17 protein-coding genes are annotated in these 20594 nt (G+C 64.8%); 8 read left to right on the plus strand and 9 right to left on the minus strand.

The annotated features are described in order from the left end of the window. Positions 1–13: 13 nt before the first annotated feature. Positions 14–1963, minus strand: coding sequence for an acetoacetate--CoA ligase (locus tag HALZIN_RS0106600; protein ID WP_031383439.1), 1950 nt, complete (start codon positions 1961–1963; stop codon positions 14–16). A gap of 465 nt (positions 1964–2428) precedes the next feature. Between HALZIN_RS0106600 and HALZIN_RS0106605 the strand changes: the two genes are divergently transcribed. Continuing rightward, positions 2429–3844, plus strand: coding sequence for an MFS transporter (locus HALZIN_RS0106605; protein WP_084173409.1), 1416 nt, complete (start codon positions 2429–2431; stop codon positions 3842–3844). Between the two features lie 6 nt (positions 3845–3850). Here HALZIN_RS0106605 and HALZIN_RS0106610 read toward each other — a convergent pair whose 3' ends face one another. The 7 genes from HALZIN_RS0106610 to HALZIN_RS0106640 all read right to left on the minus strand — a co-directional run bounded on the left by HALZIN_RS0106610 (position 3851) and on the right by HALZIN_RS0106640 (position 10310). Then, positions 3851–4618 (minus strand): VOC family protein, encoded by a 768-nt coding sequence (locus tag HALZIN_RS0106610; protein WP_031383441.1) that lies wholly within the window; start codon positions 4616–4618, stop codon positions 3851–3853. 265 nt (positions 4619–4883) lie between these two features. Further along, a complete protein-coding gene (locus HALZIN_RS0106615) occupies positions 4884–6050 on the minus strand; it encodes an acetate/propionate family kinase (RefSeq protein WP_031383442.1) in 1167 nt (388 codons plus the stop codon). Beyond that, positions 6047–7000, minus strand: coding sequence for a bifunctional enoyl-CoA hydratase/phosphate acetyltransferase (locus tag HALZIN_RS0106620; protein ID WP_035575198.1), 954 nt, complete (start codon positions 6998–7000; stop codon positions 6047–6049). Before HALZIN_RS0106620 ends, HALZIN_RS0106615 begins: the two co-directional genes overlap by 4 nt. A 170-nt stretch (positions 7001–7170) precedes the next feature. Next, positions 7171–7443 (minus strand): GrxA family glutaredoxin, encoded by a 273-nt coding sequence (locus HALZIN_RS0106625; protein WP_031383444.1) that lies wholly within the window; start codon positions 7441–7443, stop codon positions 7171–7173. A gap of 108 nt (positions 7444–7551) precedes the next feature. Beyond that, positions 7552–8385, minus strand: a complete 834-nt coding sequence (locus HALZIN_RS0106630; protein WP_031383445.1) for an inositol monophosphatase family protein — start codon at positions 8383–8385, stop codon at positions 7552–7554. Between the two features lie 80 nt (positions 8386–8465). Next, positions 8466–9002 (minus strand): response regulator transcription factor, encoded by a 537-nt coding sequence (locus HALZIN_RS0106635; protein ID WP_031383446.1) that lies wholly within the window; start codon positions 9000–9002, stop codon positions 8466–8468. A 36-nt stretch (positions 9003–9038) separates the two neighbouring features. Beyond that, the gene (locus HALZIN_RS0106640) at positions 9039–10310 is read right to left on the minus strand and encodes an ATP-binding protein (protein WP_031383447.1); all 1272 of its coding nucleotides are present in this window, start codon (positions 10308–10310) and stop codon (positions 9039–9041) included. A gap of 162 nt (positions 10311–10472) precedes the next feature. Between HALZIN_RS0106640 and HALZIN_RS0106645 the strand changes: the two genes are divergently transcribed. Together HALZIN_RS0106645 and HALZIN_RS0106650 are read left to right on the plus strand one after the other, a co-directional pair. Next, positions 10473–12062, plus strand: a complete 1590-nt coding sequence (locus HALZIN_RS0106645; protein ID WP_031383448.1) for a peptide chain release factor 3 — start codon at positions 10473–10475, stop codon at positions 12060–12062. 128 nt (positions 12063–12190) lie between these two features. After that, on the plus strand, positions 12191–12958 hold the full coding sequence (locus HALZIN_RS0106650) for a TatD family hydrolase (protein ID WP_031383449.1): 768 nt from the start codon (positions 12191–12193) through the stop codon (positions 12956–12958). 7 nt (positions 12959–12965) lie between these two features. Here HALZIN_RS0106650 and ygfZ read toward each other — a convergent pair whose 3' ends face one another. Further along, positions 12966–14015: a CAF17-like 4Fe-4S cluster assembly/insertion protein YgfZ gene (ygfZ, locus tag HALZIN_RS0106655; RefSeq protein ID WP_031383450.1), complete on the minus strand. Its 1050-nt coding sequence runs from the start codon at positions 14013–14015 to the stop codon at positions 12966–12968. A gap of 243 nt (positions 14016–14258) precedes the next feature. Between ygfZ and treF the strand changes: the two genes are divergently transcribed. The 5 genes from treF to uvrB all read left to right on the plus strand — a co-directional run bounded on the left by treF (position 14259) and on the right by uvrB (position 20485). Then, complete coding sequence (gene treF, locus HALZIN_RS0106660) at positions 14259–15863, plus strand: alpha,alpha-trehalase TreF (RefSeq protein ID WP_035575202.1); 1605 nt, start codon at positions 14259–14261, stop codon at positions 15861–15863. An 88-nt stretch (positions 15864–15951) separates the two neighbouring features. After that, entirely contained in the window at positions 15952–17505 is a 1554-nt protein-coding gene (gene zwf / locus HALZIN_RS0106665; RefSeq protein ID WP_051907418.1) for a glucose-6-phosphate dehydrogenase, read from the plus strand. A gap of 255 nt (positions 17506–17760) precedes the next feature. Further along, positions 17761–17952, plus strand: a complete 192-nt coding sequence (locus HALZIN_RS0106670) for a hypothetical protein (protein WP_031383453.1) — start codon at positions 17761–17763, stop codon at positions 17950–17952. A gap of 48 nt (positions 17953–18000) precedes the next feature. Next, on the plus strand, positions 18001–18423 hold the full coding sequence (locus HALZIN_RS0106675) for an OsmC family protein (RefSeq protein ID WP_031383454.1): 423 nt from the start codon (positions 18001–18003) through the stop codon (positions 18421–18423). A gap of 31 nt (positions 18424–18454) precedes the next feature. Next, a complete protein-coding gene (gene uvrB, locus HALZIN_RS0106680; protein ID WP_031383455.1) occupies positions 18455–20485 on the plus strand; it encodes an excinuclease ABC subunit UvrB in 2031 nt (676 codons plus the stop codon). Positions 20486–20594: the final 109 nt, after the last annotated feature.

Genomic DNA, 20594 nt, shown 5'->3' on the forward strand with positions numbered 1-20594 from the left:
CGGACGTCGCCGTTCAGTGCTGCAGCTCGGGCAAGTCCTTATACAGCGTCAGCGCCTCGGGGTTGGCCAGCGCGTCCTGATTCTTGACCGGTCGACCATGCACGACATTGCGCACCGCAAGCTCGACGATCTTGCCCGACAGCGTGCGGGGAATGTCGGCGACCTGGATGATGCGCGCCGGCACGTGCCGCGGTGTGGTATTGGCGCGGATGGTGCGCTTGATCTCGTCGCGCAGTGCGTCGTCGAGGGTGACGCCTTCCTTCAGCCGCACGAACAGGATCACGCGCACGTCATCCTGCCATTCCTGGCCGATGCACAACGATTCCAGCACGCCCTCGACCTTTTCCACCTGGCGGTAGATCTCGGCGGTGCCGATGCGCACGCCGCCGGGATTGAGTACCGCATCGGAGCGGCCATGGATGATCAGGCCGTCCTCGGCGGTGATCTCGGCGTAGTCGCCGTGCGCCCAGATGCCCGGGAAGGTCGAGAAGTACGCCTCGCGGTAGCGCTCGCCGTCGGGGTCGTTCCAGAAGCCCACCGGCATCGACGGAAAGGGCCGGGTGCACACCAGCTCGCCTTTCTCGCCGCGCAGCGGATTGCCGTCGTCATCGAATACGTCGACCGCCATGCCCAGCCCGCGGCACTGCAACTGGCCGCGGTAGACCGGGCGGATCGGACAGCCCAGCGCGAAGCACGAGACGATGTCGGTGCCGCCGGAGATCGAGGCCAGCAGCAGCTCGCGCTTGATGTCGCGGTAGACGTAGTCGAACGATTCGTGGGCCAGCGCCGAGCCGGTGGAGAGCACCGCGCGCAGCGCCGACAGGTCGTGGTCCTGCCCGGGCGCCAGGCCCTGCTTCTCGCAGGCGGCGATGTACTTGGCGCTGGTGCCGAACACGCTGATGCGCTCGCGCGCGGCGATCTCCCAGAGCACCTGCGGGTTCGGCGCGAACGGGGAGCCGTCGAACAGCACCAGGGTCGCCTCGCAGGCCAGGCCCGAGACCAGCCAGTTCCACATCATCCAGCCGCAGGTGGTGTAGTAGAACAGCACGTCGTCGCCATCGAGGTCGGTATGCAGGCGTTGCTCCTTGAGATGCTGGAGCAGGCTGCCACCGGCGGAATGGACGATGCACTTGGGCGCGCCGGTGGTGCCGGAGGAGTAGAGGATGTACAGCGGGTGGTCGAAGGGTTGCGCCTCGAAGGCGATCTCGCGGGCCGAATTGTCGAGATAATCGTCCCAGGCGACGGCCTTGTCGATATCCCCGATGTCGGGTTCGTCGTGGAGGAAGGGAAACACCACGACCTGGTTGAGCGAATCGATCGCCTGGCTGATCCGGGCGAGGCGATCGCGGGTATCGATCGACTTGCCGTTCCAGGTGTAGCCATCGGTGGCGATCAGCACCTTGGGCTGGATCTGGCCGAAGCGGTCGAGTACGCCATTGAAGCCGAAATCCGGCGAGCAGGACGACCACACCGCACCGATGCTGGCCGTGGCGAGCATGCCGATGATCGCGTGCTCGCTGTTGGGCACGAAACCGGCGACGCGATCGCCGGGAGTGACGCCGCTGTCACGCAGCGCCTGGCTGAGCCTGGCGACCCGCTCGTAGAGCTGGCCATGGCTCAGCTCGCGGCGGCGGCCGCGCTCGTCGCAGGCGATCAACGCCGGCTTGGCGTCGCGTCGGCGCAGCAGGTTCTCGGCGAAGTTGAGTCGTGCTTCGGGAAACCAGCGCGCACCGGGCATGGCATCGGGGCGTGCCAGCACGCTGTCGCCGCGCTGCTCGGCGATCACCCCGCCCAGTTCCCAGACCAGCGGCCAGAAGTGCTCGAGGTTGTCGATGCTCCACGCATGCAGGTCGGCGTAATCGGCGAGGGATTGACCATGCTCGCGGTTGATGCGCTGCATCAGCGCATGCATCTGGGTGGCTTCGAGGCTCGCCTGGGAAGGCTGCCAGAGTGGCGTGGTCATCTTTCCGCTCCTTTTTCTTGTCCGGGATGGTTATGATTGGCGCGCGCCGGGGTTGGCCCTGGGTGCCTGATCGGCCGGCGAGCGATGACGGGCGCTTGTGACGACCCGGAGGCACGGCTTGTGCAGCGCAAGACACCATCATTGAAAACGGCTGCCGGAGAATTGTCACGATTGCTCGGCGGCTCGACAAGGAGCCTTTCGGATGACGGGGTTGTCGTGGTTGCTGGTCGCGCAGGCAGATGTCATCCAACAAGGCACGCCACTAAAGGCCCGGGGCCGATTGCCCAGCCATTGCCCACACGGTTTACACAGTTGCCGTGCATAACCGCCGGCCGATAGGACGGGCTTGGTGGGAGTAATGGTCGCGGGCTACAATCTATCATCGCTAGCGCATTCCAGCCGCCGGACGGGTTTTCACCCGCTCCGGCGGTCTCGTTTTTCGCCATCGCTCCGGAGGTGACGCCCTTGCGCGGCTTGCCGTCAACCCTGCCGATTCTTTTCGTCTGCGAAATAAGCTTCCTGCTCGGCCACGGACTGATCATGACCCTGCTCGGGGTGCGCATGTCCCTGGAGGGCTTCCCGTCGCAAATGGCGGGCCTGTTGATGTCGAGCTTCTCGCTGGGCTTCGTGCTGGGTAGCTACTTTCTCGAAAAACGCATCCGTTCGGTGGGGCACATCCGGGTATTCGCCGCCTGTGCGGCGATGCTCGCGGTTACCGCAATGCTGCATGGCATCTGGATCAACCCCTGGGCCTGGTTGGTCTGGCGGGTCGCCGGGGGCGCGGCCACCGCTGGCCTGCTGATGGTGATGGAGTCGTGGGTTTCGGGCGAATCGAACAACGAGAACCGCGGCAAGGTGCTGGGCTGGTACTTGGTGATCTCGACCCTGTCGCTGGCGGGGGGGCAGTGGATGCTCAACATCGCCGACCCGGCTTCCTACGTGCTGTTCTCGGTGGCCGGCATGCTGTTCGCGCTGTCGCTGGTGCCGTTGTCGATCCATCGTATCCACGGGCCTTCGCAGTCGAGCCATGACGTGGCCCACAAGATCAGGCTCAAGGAGCTGTACAAGCGGGCCCCGGTGGGGCTGGTGGGGGCTTTCACCGCGGGCCTGATGGCTCAGGCATACTTCGCCATGACGCCGTTCTTCGGTCAGGAGATCGGGCTGTCAACGAGCCAGACCGCCCAGTTCATGGCCACCACCACGCTGGTCGCGCTGGTTGCGCAATGGTCATTGGGGCGGATTTCCGATCGTCTCGACCGGCGCAAGGTAATCCTGTGCATGGCCGCGGTGATGGCGGTGACCGGGGCCTTCATCTCGTTGGCTGCCAACTACAGCTATCTGGCGCTGCTGATCGTGGCCTGCCTGCATACGGCGATGCTGCTCACGCTGTACTCGCTGAGCCTGGCGCACACCAACGACTGGCTCGGGCCTTCCGAAATCATCGCCGCCAACGCCAAGCTGATGATCTGGTATGGCATCGGTTCGATCATCGGTCCGTTCAGCGCCTCGCTGGTCATGCAGGTGCTGGGGCCGGAAGGACTGTGGCTGTTCCTCGGCGCCGCCGCGCTGGCGCTGGCGATATTCGTGATGGTGCGCCTGTACAATGCGCCGAGCGTCACCGAAGAGCCGATCGCCCAGGAGCCCTATGCGCCCATGCCGATTCTGGAGACGCCGCACTATCATAGCGAGCTCGATCCCCGCCACGAGCCGCATCAGCTGGAACTCGACTTCAGCCATCATGACTACGAAAACGCCGCTTTCAACGAGGCGCCGACCGGGGGCGAGGCATTGGCCGAGCAGCAGATGGACCCCGCCGAGCGGCGTGGGCGGGCGGCGCTCGGCGCGGCCGGCAGGCATATCTACCCCGATCGGGCCGACTGAGCCGTTTCAGGCGATCGCACAGCGGGTATGTTCGGGCAGCAGCAATTCGGCGGCACGCTCATGGTTGTTGCTCAGGCGCTTCTGGACCATGGCGATGCCGCCCAGCGCGATGCGATGTTCGTCGCCGTCGGCGAAGGCCAGGCGACGGGTGCAGGCGGGATAGAAGCGATAATCGAGCAATGCCGACACCGGGAAGACCCCTGATTGACGATCGCTGGAGCGGATCAGGCCCGCCTGTTGCAATCGCTGGTCGAGCGCCTCGAGGGGATGGCCGAGGCTGTCGCAATCGAAGCCGGCATGGTGCAGCCGTGGGCCCAGCGCCGCCAGCCAGGCGGCCAGCGGGTGGGCCTGGCGCAACTGTTGATACGTCGTCCAGTCGGGCATCGGCCAAGGGCGGCCGCGGCACAGCAGGTTCTGACCGCGGGTATCGCAATGCTGCGCCTGGTTGACCAGTGCTTCCAGTTGCCGACGCGGTTCACGCGTCAGGGTGCCGGGCTGGAGTTCGCCGAGCACCAGCCACGGCCCGGGAGTGGCGGGCGAGAGCAGCGTTATCAGCACGCCACGATCGGCCATCGCGTACTGCCCGGCGCAGCGGTAGCCGAAGTGCCGGAGCGTCGGCAGCAAGGCTTCGGCGCTGAACGGACCGTGGTTGAGGGTGACGATGACCAGATATTCGGCGTTTTTCGGCGATGGCTTGAAATCCAGCGACCCCAGATCGGGGTGCAAGTGAACGTAATCCAGCCATAATTGCTGCAGGAATTCTTCGCATTGCATGCGTTGGCGCTCCATGCCTGTGCCTTGAGTAGCCAGAGTCCGTGGGATTTGGCCGATCGTCGCGAGAAGCGCGGGTTTCGCATCAAATTGATCGATCGAGGCGAACGGCGCCCTATTGGACGCAATGGATCGATGGCGTTGGCCGAAAGTCCGGGCCTTGCAGCAGCTCAGCGCCAAGTCCCACTGATTCCTAGTATAGGGGCTTGACATGGATGAGCTTTCAACTGCTCGCCGGGTTATTCAACGCTGAAGAATTCGTGCATGTTCAGTCGCCGGCAATGGCCAGGCACTCGCTGACCGAGTGGTGGATCTCGGCTTCCTCGTCGGCCGTCACCACGCAGACCCGCGGCCCGCGCCCGGTATCCAGGCGCCGGGCGTGATGGGCGTTGGCGGTATCGTCGAGCGCGATGCCCAGCCAGCCTAGCTCGGCACAGATGGCGCGCCGGACCGCCGCGGCTTTTTCGCCGATGCCTGCCGTGAAGACGAGGGCATCGAGTCCGCCGAGCAGCGCGATCAGCGCCCCCGCTTCACGGACTGCGCGACGCACGAACAGGGCGACCGCCTCCTGGGCCTGTGCATCCGGACTGTCGAGCAGATCGCGCATGTCGTCGGAAATCCCGCCCGAGACGCCGTAGAGGCCGCTATCGTGATAAAGCATCCGCTCGATTTGCTCGGCATTCCATCTCTTGCCCTGTAGCAGGTAGAGCACCACGCCGGGGTCGAGGCTGCCGGCGCGACGTCCCATCATCAGACCCTCGAGCGCCGTGAAACCCATCGAAGTGGCTAGGCTCCGACCATCGCGAATCGCGCACATGCTGCAACCGTGGCCGAGATGGGCGACCAGCACACGACCCTGGGCCCGCTCGCCCAGCAGGTCGGGTAGCTGGCGGGCGACATGCGCATAGGACAGGCCGTGAAAGCCATAGCGCTGGATGCCTTCGTCGGTCAGCTGGCGCGGTAGCGCGTAGCACTGATTGAGCCATGGCTGTGTGCGATGGAAAGCGGTATCGAAGCAGGCGACCTGAGGCAGATCCGGCCAGTGTTCGTGGATCTGCCGGATAATCGCCAGTGCCTGTGGCTGATGCAATGGAGCCAGCGGGACCAGCTCGTCGAGCTCGTCCAGCAGGGCAGCGTCGACGCGCCGGGCCTGGTCATGGGTGCGACCGCCATGTACGACGCGATGGCCGACGGCGGCGAACGACGCCTGGCCGACGTGGCCCTCCAGCCAATCCAGCAGGGCATGCGCGACTGCGGCGTGGCCGGTGCCTTCGACCGTGAATCCCTCGGTTCCGGCAGCCTCCTCGTGAAGGCTGAGGCGTGGCGCCTCGTGAATACGCTCGACGAGCCCGCGAAGCCGCTGCCGTCCCTGGTCGTAGAGCGCGAACTTGAGCGACGACGACCCGGCGTTGATGGTCAGGATCGGGCTGCTCATGGCTGGCTGTCGCTGTGCAGTACCACCAGGCAGGCCAGCGCCGCCGATGCGAGACGGGTGGCGATATCGTCGCTGCGGCTGGTCAGCATGATCGGCACCTGGGCCCCCATCACCAGCCCGGCGGCCTGGGCGCCTGCGAGATGGATCAACAGTTTGGCGATCATGTTGGCCGCTTCCAGATCGGGCGCCACCAGAACGTCGGCGCGGCCGGCGACCGCCGAGTCGAGACCCTTGGCGCGGGCCGCCGCTACCGAAACCGCGTTGTCGATGGCCAGCGGGCCGTCGAGATCGCCGCCGGCGATCTGGCTGCGCTGACTCATCTTGCACAGCGCCGCGGCATCGAGCGTCGAGGGGATGCGTGGGTTGACGGTCTCGACCGCCGAGAGGATCGCCACTCTGGGACGCTCCAGGCCCAGCGCGTGGGCGAGATCGATGGCGTTCTGGACGATGTCGCGCTTGGCGGACAGGTCGGGCTGGATATGCAGGGCGCCATCGGTAATCAGCAGCGGCCGTGGGTAGCTGGCGACATCCAGCGCATAGATATGGCTCATCTGGCGTTCGCTGCGTAGGCCGGCCTCGCGGGCGAGCACCACGCTCATCAGCTCATCGGTATGCAGGGCGCCTTTCATCAGCGCCCGCGCCTCGCCGCTGGCTGCGATCCTGACGGCGGCTTCCGCCGAGGCATGGCTATGCGGGGTATCGACGATCCTCAATTCGTCGAGATCGGCATCGAGCTTCTCGGCGGTCGCCTCGATGCGGGCTCGCGGGCCGACCAGCAGCGGCTCGATCACTCCCTGGCGCCAGGCGGCCAGCGCTCCGCCCAGGGACAGCTCGTCACACGGGTGGACCACGGCGGTGCGGATGGGCGGGTAGCCGCGGGTCGCATCGATCAGTTGCCGGTGGCGATCGCCGACCGGGTGATCGTGGGGCAGGGTGTCTTGAGCCGCCATGCTGAAGTCTCCGTCATGCCGGGCATCGCCCGGGAATGCCACGACTCTAGACGGGAATCGTCAGGCTGGCCAGCGAGGGTGTCGCCGGGTTGATCTGCGTCACGTCCGTCGGCACCTCGAAATGAAAACACCGGCCATGAGGCCGGCGTTCGAGGTCAGCGCTGCGTCGCTCAACTGACGCTTTCGGGCATCAACTCGTTTTCACGTACGTACTGGTCGAACTCGGTGAACCCGCCGATGTGCGTCTGATCGACGAAGATCTGCGGCACGGTCTCGACCGGCTTGCCGATGGTCTTTTCCATGTCGGCCTTGGTGATGCCTTCCTCGTGGATGTCGATGTACCGGTACTCGAAGTCATCGCGTGCGGTGCTGAGCCGCTCGGCAAGGTCCTTGGCACGTACACAGAAAGGGCAACCGGAACGTCCGAAGATAACGGTGATCATGGGCTCTCCTGAGCGTTGATGAATCTTGACTAGAACGTTGACGCCGATTGTCAGGCATCGTGGCCGCGTATGCCAATAGGGCGCCACTACCCAGGTCATTGCATGGCGCTATGAAGCTGCGTCATCGCCAGCGTGGCGGGCCTCGTCGGCATCTTTCAGCAGCTTGCGCAGGCTCGAGTAGATATCGGGTGCGGCAACCACGATATTTTCACCGTAGAGATCCTCGGTTATGCCCTCGGGACAGGCGTAGACGTGACCGGTGCGGGCGCCGGCCTCGCGAGCGATCAGTAGGCCGGCGGCGAAGTCCCAGGGCGAGACGCTCTCGTAGTAGGCGTCCAGTCGCCCGCAAGCGACATTGCACAGGTCGAGCGCAGCGGAGCCGCAGCGGCGTATATCCTGGCAATTCTGCATGACCGCCGAGAAACGCCTAAGTAGCGGCGCGCGGCCGTCGCGGCGATAGGGGAAGCCGGTGGCGATCAGGCTGCGCTCGAGTCTGGAGGCGAGACTGGCGCGAATCTGCCGATCGTCGCGCTTGGCGCCCTGGCCGCGAATCGCGGTAAAGGTTTCGCCGAGGATCGGTGCGTGTACCACGCCGACCTGGATCTTGCCGTCGAGCGCCCAGCCGATCGATACCGCCACATGCGGCAGGCCTTGGGCGAAGTTGACCGTGCCGTCGATGGGGTCGACGACCCACAGCGGTCCGCGTTGATCGAGGGTTTCCCGGTCCGGGGTAAGCTCCTCGCTGAGCCGGGGCTCGCCGGGAAAGTGCTGTTCGAGGCGCTGGCTGATCATTCGATCGATGGCGACGTCGACATCGGTGACCAGCTCGCTGCCCTTTTTATAGCGCTTCTCGTAGGAGGGATTCGCGCGGGCTGCGAGAATCTCCCGGCCGGCTTCTTCGGCGATGTCGGTGGCGATGGCGAGCCGCTCGGCAAGCTGCATGATTCCTCCTGGTCGATGTGTGCGCTGGCGTCAGTCTAGCACCGCCCCGGGCGAGGGCCGATACGAGGACCATCGCTTGGCTAGCGCTTGACCGGGCGCTTTTGCAGCTTGCGCTGCAGGGTCCGGCGGTGCATGCCCAGCGCGCGGGCGGTCGCCGAGATGTTGCCGTCGTGCTCCTGGAGGACTTTCTGGATATGTTCCCAGGTGACGCGGTTGATCGATGGCGGGTGGTCGGCGATGTCGATGTCCGGGTCGCCGTCGTCGCGCTCGAAGGCGGCAAGCACTTCGTCGGCATCGACCGGCTTGCACAGGTAGTTGACCGCGCCCAGCTTGATCGCCTCGACGGCGGTGGCGATGCTCGAATAGCCGGTCAATACCACGATGCGGCACTCCGGCACGATTTCCAGCAGCTCGGGCAGCAGCTTGAGCCCCGACGAGTGTTCGAGCTTGAGATCCAGCGTGGCCAGCTGGGGTGGCGCTTGCTGAGCCAGGCTCAGCGCCTGATCGGCGTCCACCGCGGTCATCACCTCGTAACCGCGGCGGCTCAGCGCGCGCTCCATGACGCGGCAGAATATCTCGTCGTCGTCGACGATCAGCAGGCGTTCAGGGGTTGGCATGGCGATATTCCCTACTGCGATGGGTGTGGCGGCCGCTCATTGGCCGGCAAGCAGGCGAGGCAGCTTGACCTCGGTCAGCGTGCCGCCCTCTTCATGATTGTACAGGCTTACCCCGCCGGCGAAGCGGTTGATGGTGGCGTGGGTGAGAAACAGCCCGATGCCCATGCCCTTGCTCTTGGTCGATACGAAGGTGTCACCCAGCTGGTCGGCGATCGACATGGCCACTCCGGGGCCGTGATCGCGGATATCGATGATCACCTCGTCGGCGTTCCAGTCGAGGCTGATGACGATATCCTCGGGGTTGGCGTCGGCGGCATTGTTGAGCAGGTTCATCAACGCCTGCTCCAGCGTCGCGTCGATCGCCAGCAGCGGCGTGCCGCGCTTGCCGAGGATCTCGACCCGGTGGGTGACATCCGGGCGCAGCACCAGCCAGCGCTGGATCACCTGCTCGAGCCAGGCGATGGCGGGGCGCGAATCGGGCTCGGCGAGGCGCCGCCGATCGGCGTTGGCGACCAGTTGCTGAAGGCGCGCCTTGCAGGTATCGACCTGTTCACGCAACAGGTCGATATCGGCCGTCAGCGTTGGCTGGTCGACGGCATCGCGGCGCATCTCGGTGAGCAGTACCGCCATGGTCGACAGCGGCGTGCCCAGTTCATGGGCGGTACCCGCGGCCTGGGTGGCCACCGCGAGCACCTGTTCGTTGCGCAGTGCCGCCTCGCGGGTCCGCGACAGCGCCCTGTCGCGACGCCGCAGGGCATGCGCCATCTTGTAGATGAAAAAGGTCACCAGGCTTGCCGACAGGCCGAAATTCAGCCACATGCCAAGCACGTGCAGGCTGATACCGAGGCCGACCACGGCGTGGCTGAGCTGCGGGACCGGCTCGTAGAACAGCATCAGGAAGGTGTAGCCGGTCAGCGCGGCGCTGGCGATGATCCAGGCGTGGCGCCAGGGCAGCGTGGCGGCGGCGATGGTCACCGGCACCAGGTAATAGGAAATGAACGGATTGGTCGCTCCGCCGGTGTAGTAGAACAGCAGCGTCAACCCGGCGATGTCGGCGAGCAGATGCAGCAGATATTCCAGATCGGTAACCGAGCGGGGCCGGCCGAGCCGCCACCAACTGGCGATATTGATCAGCCCCATGGCGCCGATCACGCCGATCACCGGGGTGACGCTCAACTGGAAGTCGAAGATCTCGATGCCGATGATGATCGCCGCGAGAAAGCCGGTCCAGGTGATGCCGCGCACGAAGGTCAGCCGGACCAGGTTGCGGTTGGGGGTCGACAAGGGCAGGGGGGTCGGCTGTTGCATGGGCTCTCCGGTGGGCTGATTCGCGCATGATAACCGAACTCGCCCGGCGTCAGGCTACAACTCGGATCGTGTAGCCCGTAGAATTGATCGCCAGCCCATTCACGTCAGCCGGGCGCGGCGATGTGCGCCGCGACGGATGTACCCAGACCAGCGATCCCACGAATGACAGCCAGCCAGATAGCCCAAGAAGCCGGGCTTAGAAGAACTTTTGCCATTATTTCCCACCCCGACGCGGGCAAGACCACTATCACCGAGAAGATGCTGCTGTTCGGCAACGCCATCCAGCTGGCCGGCTCGGTGAAGAGCAAGCGCAACGACCGGCATGCCACTTCCGACTGGATGAAGATGGAGCAGGAGCGCGGCATCTCGGTGACCACCTCGGTGATGCAGTTCCCGTACAACGGGCGGATCGTCAATCTGCTCGACACGCCCGGGCACGAGGACTTCTCCGAGGACACCTACCGCACCCTGACCGCGGTGGACTCGGCGCTGATGGTGATCGACGGCGCCAAGGGCGTCGAGGCCCGCACCATCAAGCTGATGGAGGTCTGCCGGCTGCGCACCACGCCGATTCTGACCTTCATCAACAAGATGGACCGCGACACCCGCGATCCGGTCGAGGTGATGGACGAGGTCGAGACCGTCCTGAACATCCAGTGCGCGCCGATGACCTGGCCGATCGGCATGGGGCGGCATTTCCGCGGCGTCTACCATCTCTACAACGACGTCATCCATCTCTACAAGCAGGGCCAGGGCAGCCGCATCCCCGACGACGTGCGCATCGAGGGGCTCGCCAACCCCGAGGTCGACGAGGTGCTGGGCGCCGATCAGGCCGAGGAGCTGCGCATGGAGGTCGAGCTGGTGCGCGGGGCATCGCACGAATTCGACCTCGAGGCGTATCGCCGCGGCGAGCTGACGCCGGTCTACTTCGGCACCGCGATGGGCAACTTCGGCGTGCGCGAGATGCTCGACGGCTTCGTCGAGTACGCGCCGATGCCGCAGGCCCGCGAGACCGATACCCGCGACGTCAGCGCCGACGACGAGCGCTTTTCCGGCTTCGTATTCAAGATCCAGGCCAACATGGACCCCAAGCACCGCGACCGGGTGGCCTTCCTGCGGGTCTGCTCGGGCAAGTACGAGAAGAACATGAAGATGCGCCATGTACGGATCGGCAAGGACGTCAAGATTGCCGACGCGCTGACCTTCATGGCCTCCGACCGGGCGCAGGTCGAACAGGCCTGGCCGGGCGACATCATTGGCCTGCACAACCACGGCACCATCCAGATCGGCGATACCTTCACCGTCGGCGAGGAGATGCGCTTCACCGGCATCCCGCACTTCGCTCCGGAGCTCTTCAAGCGCGTGCGGTTGCGTGATCCGCTCAAGACCAAGGCGTTGCAGAAGGGCCTTCAGCAGCTTTCCGAGGAGGGCGCGACCCAGGTGTTCATGCCGCTCGACAACAACGACCTGATTCTCGGCGCGGTGGGCTCGCTGCAGTTCGACGTGGTCGCCCACCGGCTCAGGGAGGAATACAAGGTCGACTGCATCTACGAGGCGGTCAATGTGCAGACCGCGCGCTGGGTGTACTGCGACGACGCCAGGAAACTCGACGAGTTCCGGTGCAAGGCCAGCAGCAACCTGGCTCTGGATGGTGGCGGCTACCTTACCTATATTGCGCCGACCCGCGTCAATCTGCAGATGACCCAGGAGCGCTGGCCCGAGGTGCGCTTCAACGCCACCCGCGAGCACTGAGCGGGCTGCGCCCGGAGCTGTAAGCTATAAGCTTTAAGCTTTAAGAAAAACCGTTGCCACTGGCTCGACTAGTGGCAACTTCCTGGCTTACGGCTTACGGCTTACGGCTTACGCTTATGCTTATGCTTATGCTCATCGACGCTCACTGCCATCTCGATTTCGCGGCATTCGACGCCGATCGCCAGGCGATGTTCGAGCGCGCCCACGCCGCGGGCGTCGGCCATTTCGTGGTGCCCGGTACGACCCGGGACAGTTGGCCGCGGGTCGTCGCGCTGGGCGGGCGCGACGACGTCAGCATTGCGTTGGGCCTGCATCCCGCCTTCATGGATCGCCACGCCGAGGAAAATGACCTCGAGGCGCTGGCGCAGGCGCTGGACGCGCATCCCGAAGTCGTGGCGCTGGGCGAGTGCGGCATCGATGCGCGCTTTAAGGACACCCTCGACGCCCAATGGCGACTGCTCGACGGCCAGTTGAAGTTGGCCAAGGCGCGTCGCCTGCCGGTGATCCTGCACTGCGTGCACGCCAACGACAAGCTCGGCAAGCGACTGCGTCAGCTCGAACTGCCGGCCGGCGGCTTGATCCACGCGTTCGCCGGCAGCGCCGACCAGGCGCAGCGCTTCATCGACCTGGGATTCGTGGTGGGACTGGGCGGGGCGACCACCTATCCGCGTGCCCAGCGGTTGCAGCGTGCCGTGGCGGCGCTGCCCGACGACGGTTACGTGCTGGAGACGGACAGCCCCGACATGCCGCTGTGCGGCTTTCAGGGTCAGCGCAACGAGCCGGCCCGGATCGCGCGGGTGGCCGAGCAGGTCGCCAAGGTGCGCGGTCAGAGCGTCGCCGAGGTGACGGCTCACAGTGCCACCAATACCCGGCGGCTGTTCGGCATCGCCGGTTAACGGGTCGTCAACCGCCGCTGGTGGCCAGCATCTCGGGGTCAAGGCGTTCGAGCGGGTAGGGCAGTTCGAGCCATTCGAGGCGCTGCCCGCCGACCGTCAGCGGCTCGCTGACCTCGCGGGTGGTCATCACCGCGAGGATCTCCACACGCCCGTCGCCATCGCTCGCCGCGGCAACCACATCGCCACGTGACTTGCCGTCGGCGTCGCTGACGGCGCTGCCCGGCTCGGGTAGCGTATCGCCCTCGAATCGCCCGCGGGCCAGGCGCTTCTTGACCTGGCCGCGGAAATGCGCGCGGGCGACCACCTCCTGACCGGTATAGCAACCCTTCTTGAAACTGATGCCGCCCAGCGCTTCCCAGTTGAACATCTGCGGCAGGTAGCTGTCCTGCAGGCTCACTTCGAGCCACGCCAGGCCGGCCCGGATATCGTGCAACTGCCATACGCCATTGCCAACCGGCAGCGTCTCGCGAGCCAGGTTCTGCCAGGCGCCGATGGCCTCGTCGTGCGGCAGGCACAATACCAGACGCGGCAGGTCGCCGGGGTGGCGCAGCACCACGCCGCCACCGAGCGCAATCTGCTGCCAGGTGGTCGGCGCCGTGGCATCGAGCCGGCGTTCGACCAGCGCCGGGCCGTCGTGTCCGATCAGCCCGAGCACCGCGAGATCGTCGCGCGGCGTCAGCTCGACCTTGTAGAACACCGCGAACTTGGCCAGATGGCTGCGCAGCGGTTCGAGCAGGCTGGCATCCAGCAACAACCAGAAGCGCGCCTCGTCGACACGCAGCAACTGGCCGTTGGCGAGCATGCGTCCCTTGGCTGTGCAGAAGCTGGTGGGCGCGGCGAAATTGCCGTCGGCGAGCTTCAATTGCGCGCTGGTCTGGCCCTGCAGGAAACGTTCGGCATCCGCCCCGGCGATCTCGAGTACCGCGAAGTGGATCAGCGGCGCGAGTAGACTCTGCTGCCGTGCGCTCGCTGCGGATTCCTGCGCGCCGAACTCGATATGCCGCTCGTCGACGAGGCGGGCACCGTGCTGTTCAAGGTGGGCGGTCCAGTCGCTCATGCAGTCTCCTACGCTTATAGCGCCCCGGGAGGCAAGGCGTTAATTGATATCAAGGTCTGAGTAATGGGGATGTGGCGCGCTGAATGCAAGGTGTTCGTCGACTGGCGTCTGCCACCGTCGAACACGGGACCGCCAGGCGTAAGCTATTATTCTTACAATTCATTGAGGGCCGGCGGGTGTTGGCCACTGGTCCACCGTACACTGCCAGCCGCCAGCGTGCGCTGGCTTGCGAAGGGAGACACCATGGATGATCGCGATGTATCCGGTAGCGACCCTCACGCTCGGGTCAGCCAGGTCGCGCCGGCCGATCCATTGACGCCGGCCGATCGCTACGCCGAATTGTTCGTCGCCGTGCAGTGCGGCCGGATCTTCGACGACAGCAAAACATTCGTCGATTGCATCCCGCGTCAGGACCCCGAGGCGATTCTGGCGGCTTACCGGGCACGCAAGGATACGCCGGGCTTCGATCTCGCCAGTTTCGTCGACGAGCACTTCATCCCAGAGCGCGAGCCGTTCAGCAATTACGTCTCGCCACCCGAACAGCCACTGCGGGTGCATATCGACGGTCTGTGGGACGTACTCACGCGCCGTCCCCAGCAACACCCCAGGTACTCGTCGCTGTTGCCGTTACCCTATGCCTACGTGGTGCCGGGAGGGCGCTTTCGCGAACTGTACTATTGGGATTCGCACTTCACGATGCTGGGTCTTGCCGAGAGCGGCCGCCCGCACCTGATGCGCGCCATGGCCGGCAACTTCGCCTATCTGATCGATACCTACGGGCACGTTCCCAACGGCAATCGCACCTATTACCTCAGCCGCTCGCAGCCGCCGGTATTCGCCATGATGGTCGATCTGTTCGCCCGCTACGGGGTCATCAGGCGTTCGCTCGACTACCTGCCGCAGCTGCGCAAGGAGTACGCCTACTGGATGGCCGGCGCCGACACCCTGCGCCCCGGCGAGGCTCACCGCAGTTGCGTCCACCTGGGCGACGGCACCCTGCTCAACCGCTATTGGGACGAGCGCGACACGCCCCGCGAGGAGGCGTATCTCGAGGACGTACTGACGGCTCGGCAATCGACGCGCCCGGCCCGAGAGGTCTATCGCGATCTACGCGCCGGGGCGGCCTCGGGGTGGGATTTCAGCTCGCGATGGCTCGACGATGCGCAGCAGCTGGCAAGCATACGCACCACGGCCCTGCTGCCGGTCGATCTCAACAGCTTCCTGTTCAAACTCGAAACCCAGATCGCACGGCTCAGCGCGATGGGTGGCGATATCGAAACCTCCAGGCACTTTCAACGCAAAGCCGACGAGCGCGCTCAGGCGATCGGGCGTGTCATGTGGGACGAGCGGGCCGGCGCCTTTTTCGATTTCGACTGGCAGCGTGGCCGGCTGTGCACGGCGCTGACTGCGGCGACGGTAACCCCGCTCTACGTTGGTCTGGCCAGTCGCGAGCAGGCGCGGCGCATCGCCAGGACGGTCCGCCAGCGGCTGCTCAGCGCCGGGGGCATCGCCACCACCGAGATCGACAGCGATCAGCAATGGGATCATCCCAACGGCTGGGCCCCGCTGCAATGGCTGGCAAAGCGCGGTTTTGATCAGTATGACGAGACGGCGCTCGCTCAGGACATCTCGGATCGCTGGCTCAAGACGGTCGGCAAACTCTACGAGCGCAAGAACAAGCTGATCGAGAAGTATTCGCTGATTCCCATGCAGGCGGGTGCAGTCGGCGGCGGTGGCGGCGAATATCCGCTGCAGGATGGCTTCGGCTGGACCAATGGCGTGACGCGCAGGCTGCTTCGCGACAGCCCGCGACACTCGGCGAATCAGAGTCGGGCGCAGAAACCGTAACGCCTGCGGACCGCAGCGGCGTTCCAGCGATGCGGCTTGGCATTCCAAGGCTTCAACAAGGCCCGACGTTCAGTAAGGATAAGGAGTCATGGCTTACTCTCAATCTTCACAAGCTCCCACGCCCCCTCCGGCCACGCTGTTCCTGTTCGGCGCCAGCGGCGATCTGGTCAAGCGTCTGCTCGTTCCTTCGCTCTATTCGCTTTTCCGCACGGGCCTGCTCGATCCGGCGCTGCAGATCGTGGGCATCGATCATGTGTCGGGCAATGACGAGAGCTTTCGCCGGCATCTGGCCGACTTCCTCGCCGCCCAGGCGGACGACCCGGATGCCGAGGCCGGTGAGATCGACCTCGAGCAATGGCCGGATTTTGCCCAACGGCTGCGCTATATCCAAGGTGATTTCACCCAGGCCGACACCTATCGACAGATTACTCGGGCCATCCAGGCGAGCCCGACACGCAATGCCCTGTTCTATCTCGCGACTGCGCCGCGTTTCTTTGCCGACATCGCCGAACGATTGGGTGACGCCGGATTGCTGCAAGAAGCTGCCGAGCAGTATCGGCGCGTCCTGGTCGAGAAGCCGTTCGGCCACGATCTCGCCTCGGCGCGGGCGCTCAATGAGCGCCTGCTCGCGGTCATGGCGGAGCACCAGATCTATCGCATCGACCATTTTCTCGGCAAGGAAACGGTCCAGAACGTTCTGGTGGCGCGTTTTGCCAACGTGCTGTTCGAACCGCTCTGGAACAACCATTACATCGATCATATCCAGATCACCGCCGCCGAAACCGTGGGCGTGGAACAGCGCGGCAACTTTTACGACAAGAACGGCGCCCTGCGCGACATGGTGCCCAATCATCTGTTTCAGCTGCTGGCGATGGTGGCGATCGAGCCGCCCGCCGCCTTCGACGCCGATGCCCTGCGCAGCGAGAAATCCAAGCTGCTGGGCGCCATCCGTCCCTGGTCGATGGAAGAGGCCCGGCATAACTCCGCGCGTGGACAGTATCGGGCAGGCACCTTGAAAGGCGAGCCGGTCCCGGGCTATCGCGACGAGCCCGATGTCGACGCCGACAGCAATACCGAAACCTATGTCGCCATCAAGCTCGTGATCGACAATTGGCGTTGGGCGGGCGTGCCCTTTTACCTGCGCACCGGCAAGCGCATGGGCGCCCGCGATACCGAAATCGCCATCTGCTTCAAGCCGGCGCCCTATGCTCAGTTCCGCGATACGAGAGTAGATCGACTCGAATCCAACTATCTGATCATTCAGATCCAGCCTGATGAAGGCATATGGCTGGACTTCGAGGCCAAACGGCCTGGACCCACCCTGGACCTGGAAACCGTCCAGATGGGCTTTGCCTACGAGGATTTCTTCGCGCTTCCCCCCTCGACAGGCTACGAAACCCTGCTCTATGACTGTCTGACCGGCGACCAGATGCTCTTTCAACGCGCCGACACCATCGAGAACGGTTGGCGGGCCGTACAGCCATTCCTGGAGGCCTGGAAGGATGATCCGCGTACCGATGGGTACGCGGCCGGGGAGGATGGCCCGCCGAGCGCCGACGAACTGATCGGGCGCGACGGGCGCAACTGGCACCAGGTAGGCAGGCAGCGGCCCGGAACAGATCGTGAGCAGGCGGAAGAATAGCCTTCGCCGACATGACGCTAAGCTCTGTCTGAAAAATCGGCGAGCGATGGGCAGACAAGGCAAAAATTGCTGAAAAAGCGGAGTTTACAGGCCGTAAATGAGCATTTTGAGTCAATTTTTAACGCCGTATGGGCGAGCGCAGGCATTTTTCAGAAAGCGTAGGGACGTCTGGGCTATCGTGTGCTCTGCGGTGCACTTCATGGCGCGTGCTAGACTCGGGCGCACATAATCAGCAGCAGAATGAGGGAGTCCGGCATGGCGCATGTGTCTTTGGCCTTCGAGGGCGTCGAGGACGCTGAGTTGGTCAATCGGCTGACTAGCGAGCTGATGATGGTCGACGGCGTCGAGAGCGCCGAGGTCGGTCGCCATGGCGCCGATGTCGAGGGTCGCATGAACCGCGCGGCACTGATCAAGGCGGTCGAACGGCTCGGCGTCGTCGTCAACTGAGCAAGGCAGCCGCTGAACGCGGCTTCGGCTGAAAGAGGAGAGTCCCGCATGACGATCACGGTGATCAGCAGCGATGGCCACAGCCTGCGCCAGCGCGTCGAGCTGGAGCATTTCGACGACCTGTTCGTCGATGCGCCGGCCATCGTCGGCGGCGACGAGAGTGCGCCCGATCCGCACGACTACTTCGACCTGGCGCTGGGCGCCTGCAAGGCGATCACCGCGCGCATGTACGCCCGGCGCAAGCAGTGGCCACTGAGCGGAGTCACGGTCACCGTGACCCGCAACGACCGCGAGGAACGCCAGGGGCGTTATTATCTATATGTGTCGTTGGCCTTCGCAGGGATCGACGATCCCGACCAGCTCCAACGCCTGCTCGAGATCGCCGATCGTTGCCCGATCCATCGCCTGATCACCGACTCGACCGTCGAGATTCGCAGCCGGTTGGCCTCGGATCAGGGTCCGAGCGCTTGAACTTTCACCGCATCGCTGCCATTTCAGGCCCATGAGCAAACCATTTCGCATCCAATCCAGGTATCGGCCGGCAGGCGATCAGCCCACCGCCATCGAGGGGCTGGTCAAGGGCCTCGAGGCGGGTCTGGCGCACCAGACCCTGCTCGGCGTCACCGGCTCGGGCAAGACCTTCACCATGGCCAACGTGGTCGAGCGCCTGCAGCGTCCGACCATCGTGCTGGCGCCCAACAAGACGCTGGCCGCGCAGCTCTACGGCGAGTTCAAGTCGTTTTTGCCCGACAACGCGGTGGAGTATTTCGTGTCCTATTACGATTACTACCAGCCCGAGGCCTACGTGCCCTCGTCGGATACCTTCATCGAGAAGGATGCCTCGATCAACGACCATATCGAGCAGATGCGGCTGTCGGCGACCAAGGCGCTGCTCGAACGCCGCGACTCGCTGATCGTGGCCTCGGTGTCGGCGATCTACGGGCTGGGCGATCCGGACCAGTACCTGAAGATGCGCCTGCACTTCAATCGCGGCGAGCAGATCGACCAGCGCGCCTTCCTGCGTCGGCTCGCCGAGTTGCAGTACACCCGCAACGACATGGATTTCCGGCGCGGCACCTACCGGGTGCGCGGCGACGTGATCGACGTGTTTCCCGCCGATTCCGAGGAGGAGGCGGTGCGCATCGAGCTGTTCGACGACGAGATCGAGACGATCAGCCTGTTCGATCCGCTGACCGGCGAAATGCGCGGCAAGCTGCCGCGCATGACCATCTACCCCAAGAGCCACTACGTCACGCCGCGCGAGACGATCCTCGCCGCCGCCGACCGGATCAAGGCCGAGCTCGCCGAGCGTCTCGAGTGGCTGCGCAATCACGACAAGCTGGTCGAGGCCCAGCGCCTCGAACAGCGCACGCTCTACGACCTGGAAATGATGCACGAGCTGGGCTACTGCAACGGCATCGAGAACTACTCCCGCTATCTCTCGGGACGCCAACCGGGCGAGCCGCCGCCGACCTTCTTCGATTACCTGCCCCCCGACGCGATCCTGTTCATCGACGAATCCCACGTCAGCGTGCCGCAGGTGGGCGGCATGTACAAAGGCGACCGTTCGCGCAAGGAGACCCTGGTCGAGTATGGCTTTCGCCTGCCGTCGGCGCTCGACAACCGGCCGATGACCTTCGACGAGTGGGAGCGGATCTGCCCGCAGACGGTGTTCGTCTCGGCCACCCCCGGCCCCTACGAGGCGAAGCACGCCGGCCAGGTGGTCGAGCAGGTGGTGCGCCCGACCGGGCTGGTCGACCCCGAGATCGAGGTGCGCCCGGCCTCGACCCAGGTCGACGACCTGCTCTCGGAGATTCGTCTGCGCACCGAGGTCGGCGAGCGGGTGCTGGTGACTACCCTGACCAAGCGCATGGCCGAGGATCTGACCGAATATCTCGACGAGCACGACATCCGCGTGCGTTACCTGCATTCGGACATCGATACCGTGGAACGGGTCGAGATCCTGCGCGACCTGCGACTCGGCAAGTTCGACGTACTGGTGGGCATCAACCTGCTGCGCGAGGGCCTGGACATTCCCGAAGTGTCGCTGGTGGCGATCCTCGACGCCGACAAGGAGGGCTTCCTGCGTGCCGAGCGCTCTTTGATCCAGACCATCGGCCGCGCCGCGCGCAACGCCAACGGCAAGGCGATCCTCTACGGCGACCGGGTGACCGACTCGATGCGTCGGGCGATCGACGAGACCGAGCGGCGGCGTAACAAGCAGATCGCCCACAACGAAGCGCATGGCATCGTGCCGCGCACCGTGACCAAGTCGGTCGCCGATATCATGGAAGGCGCTCAGACGCCGGGCAAGAAGGGCAGCCGGCGCAAGGGCGAGCGCAAGGTTGCCGAGGGTCCCGGCGAGTATGGCATCGAGGCGCTGCGCAATCTCACGGTCCCCGAGCTGACTCGCGAGATCGCCAAGATCGAGGACGCCATGCACGAGGCGGCGCACAATCTCGAGTTCGAGGAAGCCGCGCGGCTACGTGACCGAGTCCAGACCCTCAACGCCCGCTTGATCGAGCTCAAATAATCGCTTGCGCACCGCGCAGGTCGGGCGAGGGTATCGCCCTTGCCTGATCTTGACGGCAGATGGGCGTTCCCTCGGGTGGCTATTTATACCGTTATCTATGCTTGTCCGA

This window comes from Halomonas zincidurans B6, assembly GCF_000731955.1.
In the GTDB taxonomy this organism is placed as follows: domain Bacteria; phylum Pseudomonadota; class Gammaproteobacteria; order Pseudomonadales; family Halomonadaceae; genus Modicisalibacter; species Modicisalibacter zincidurans.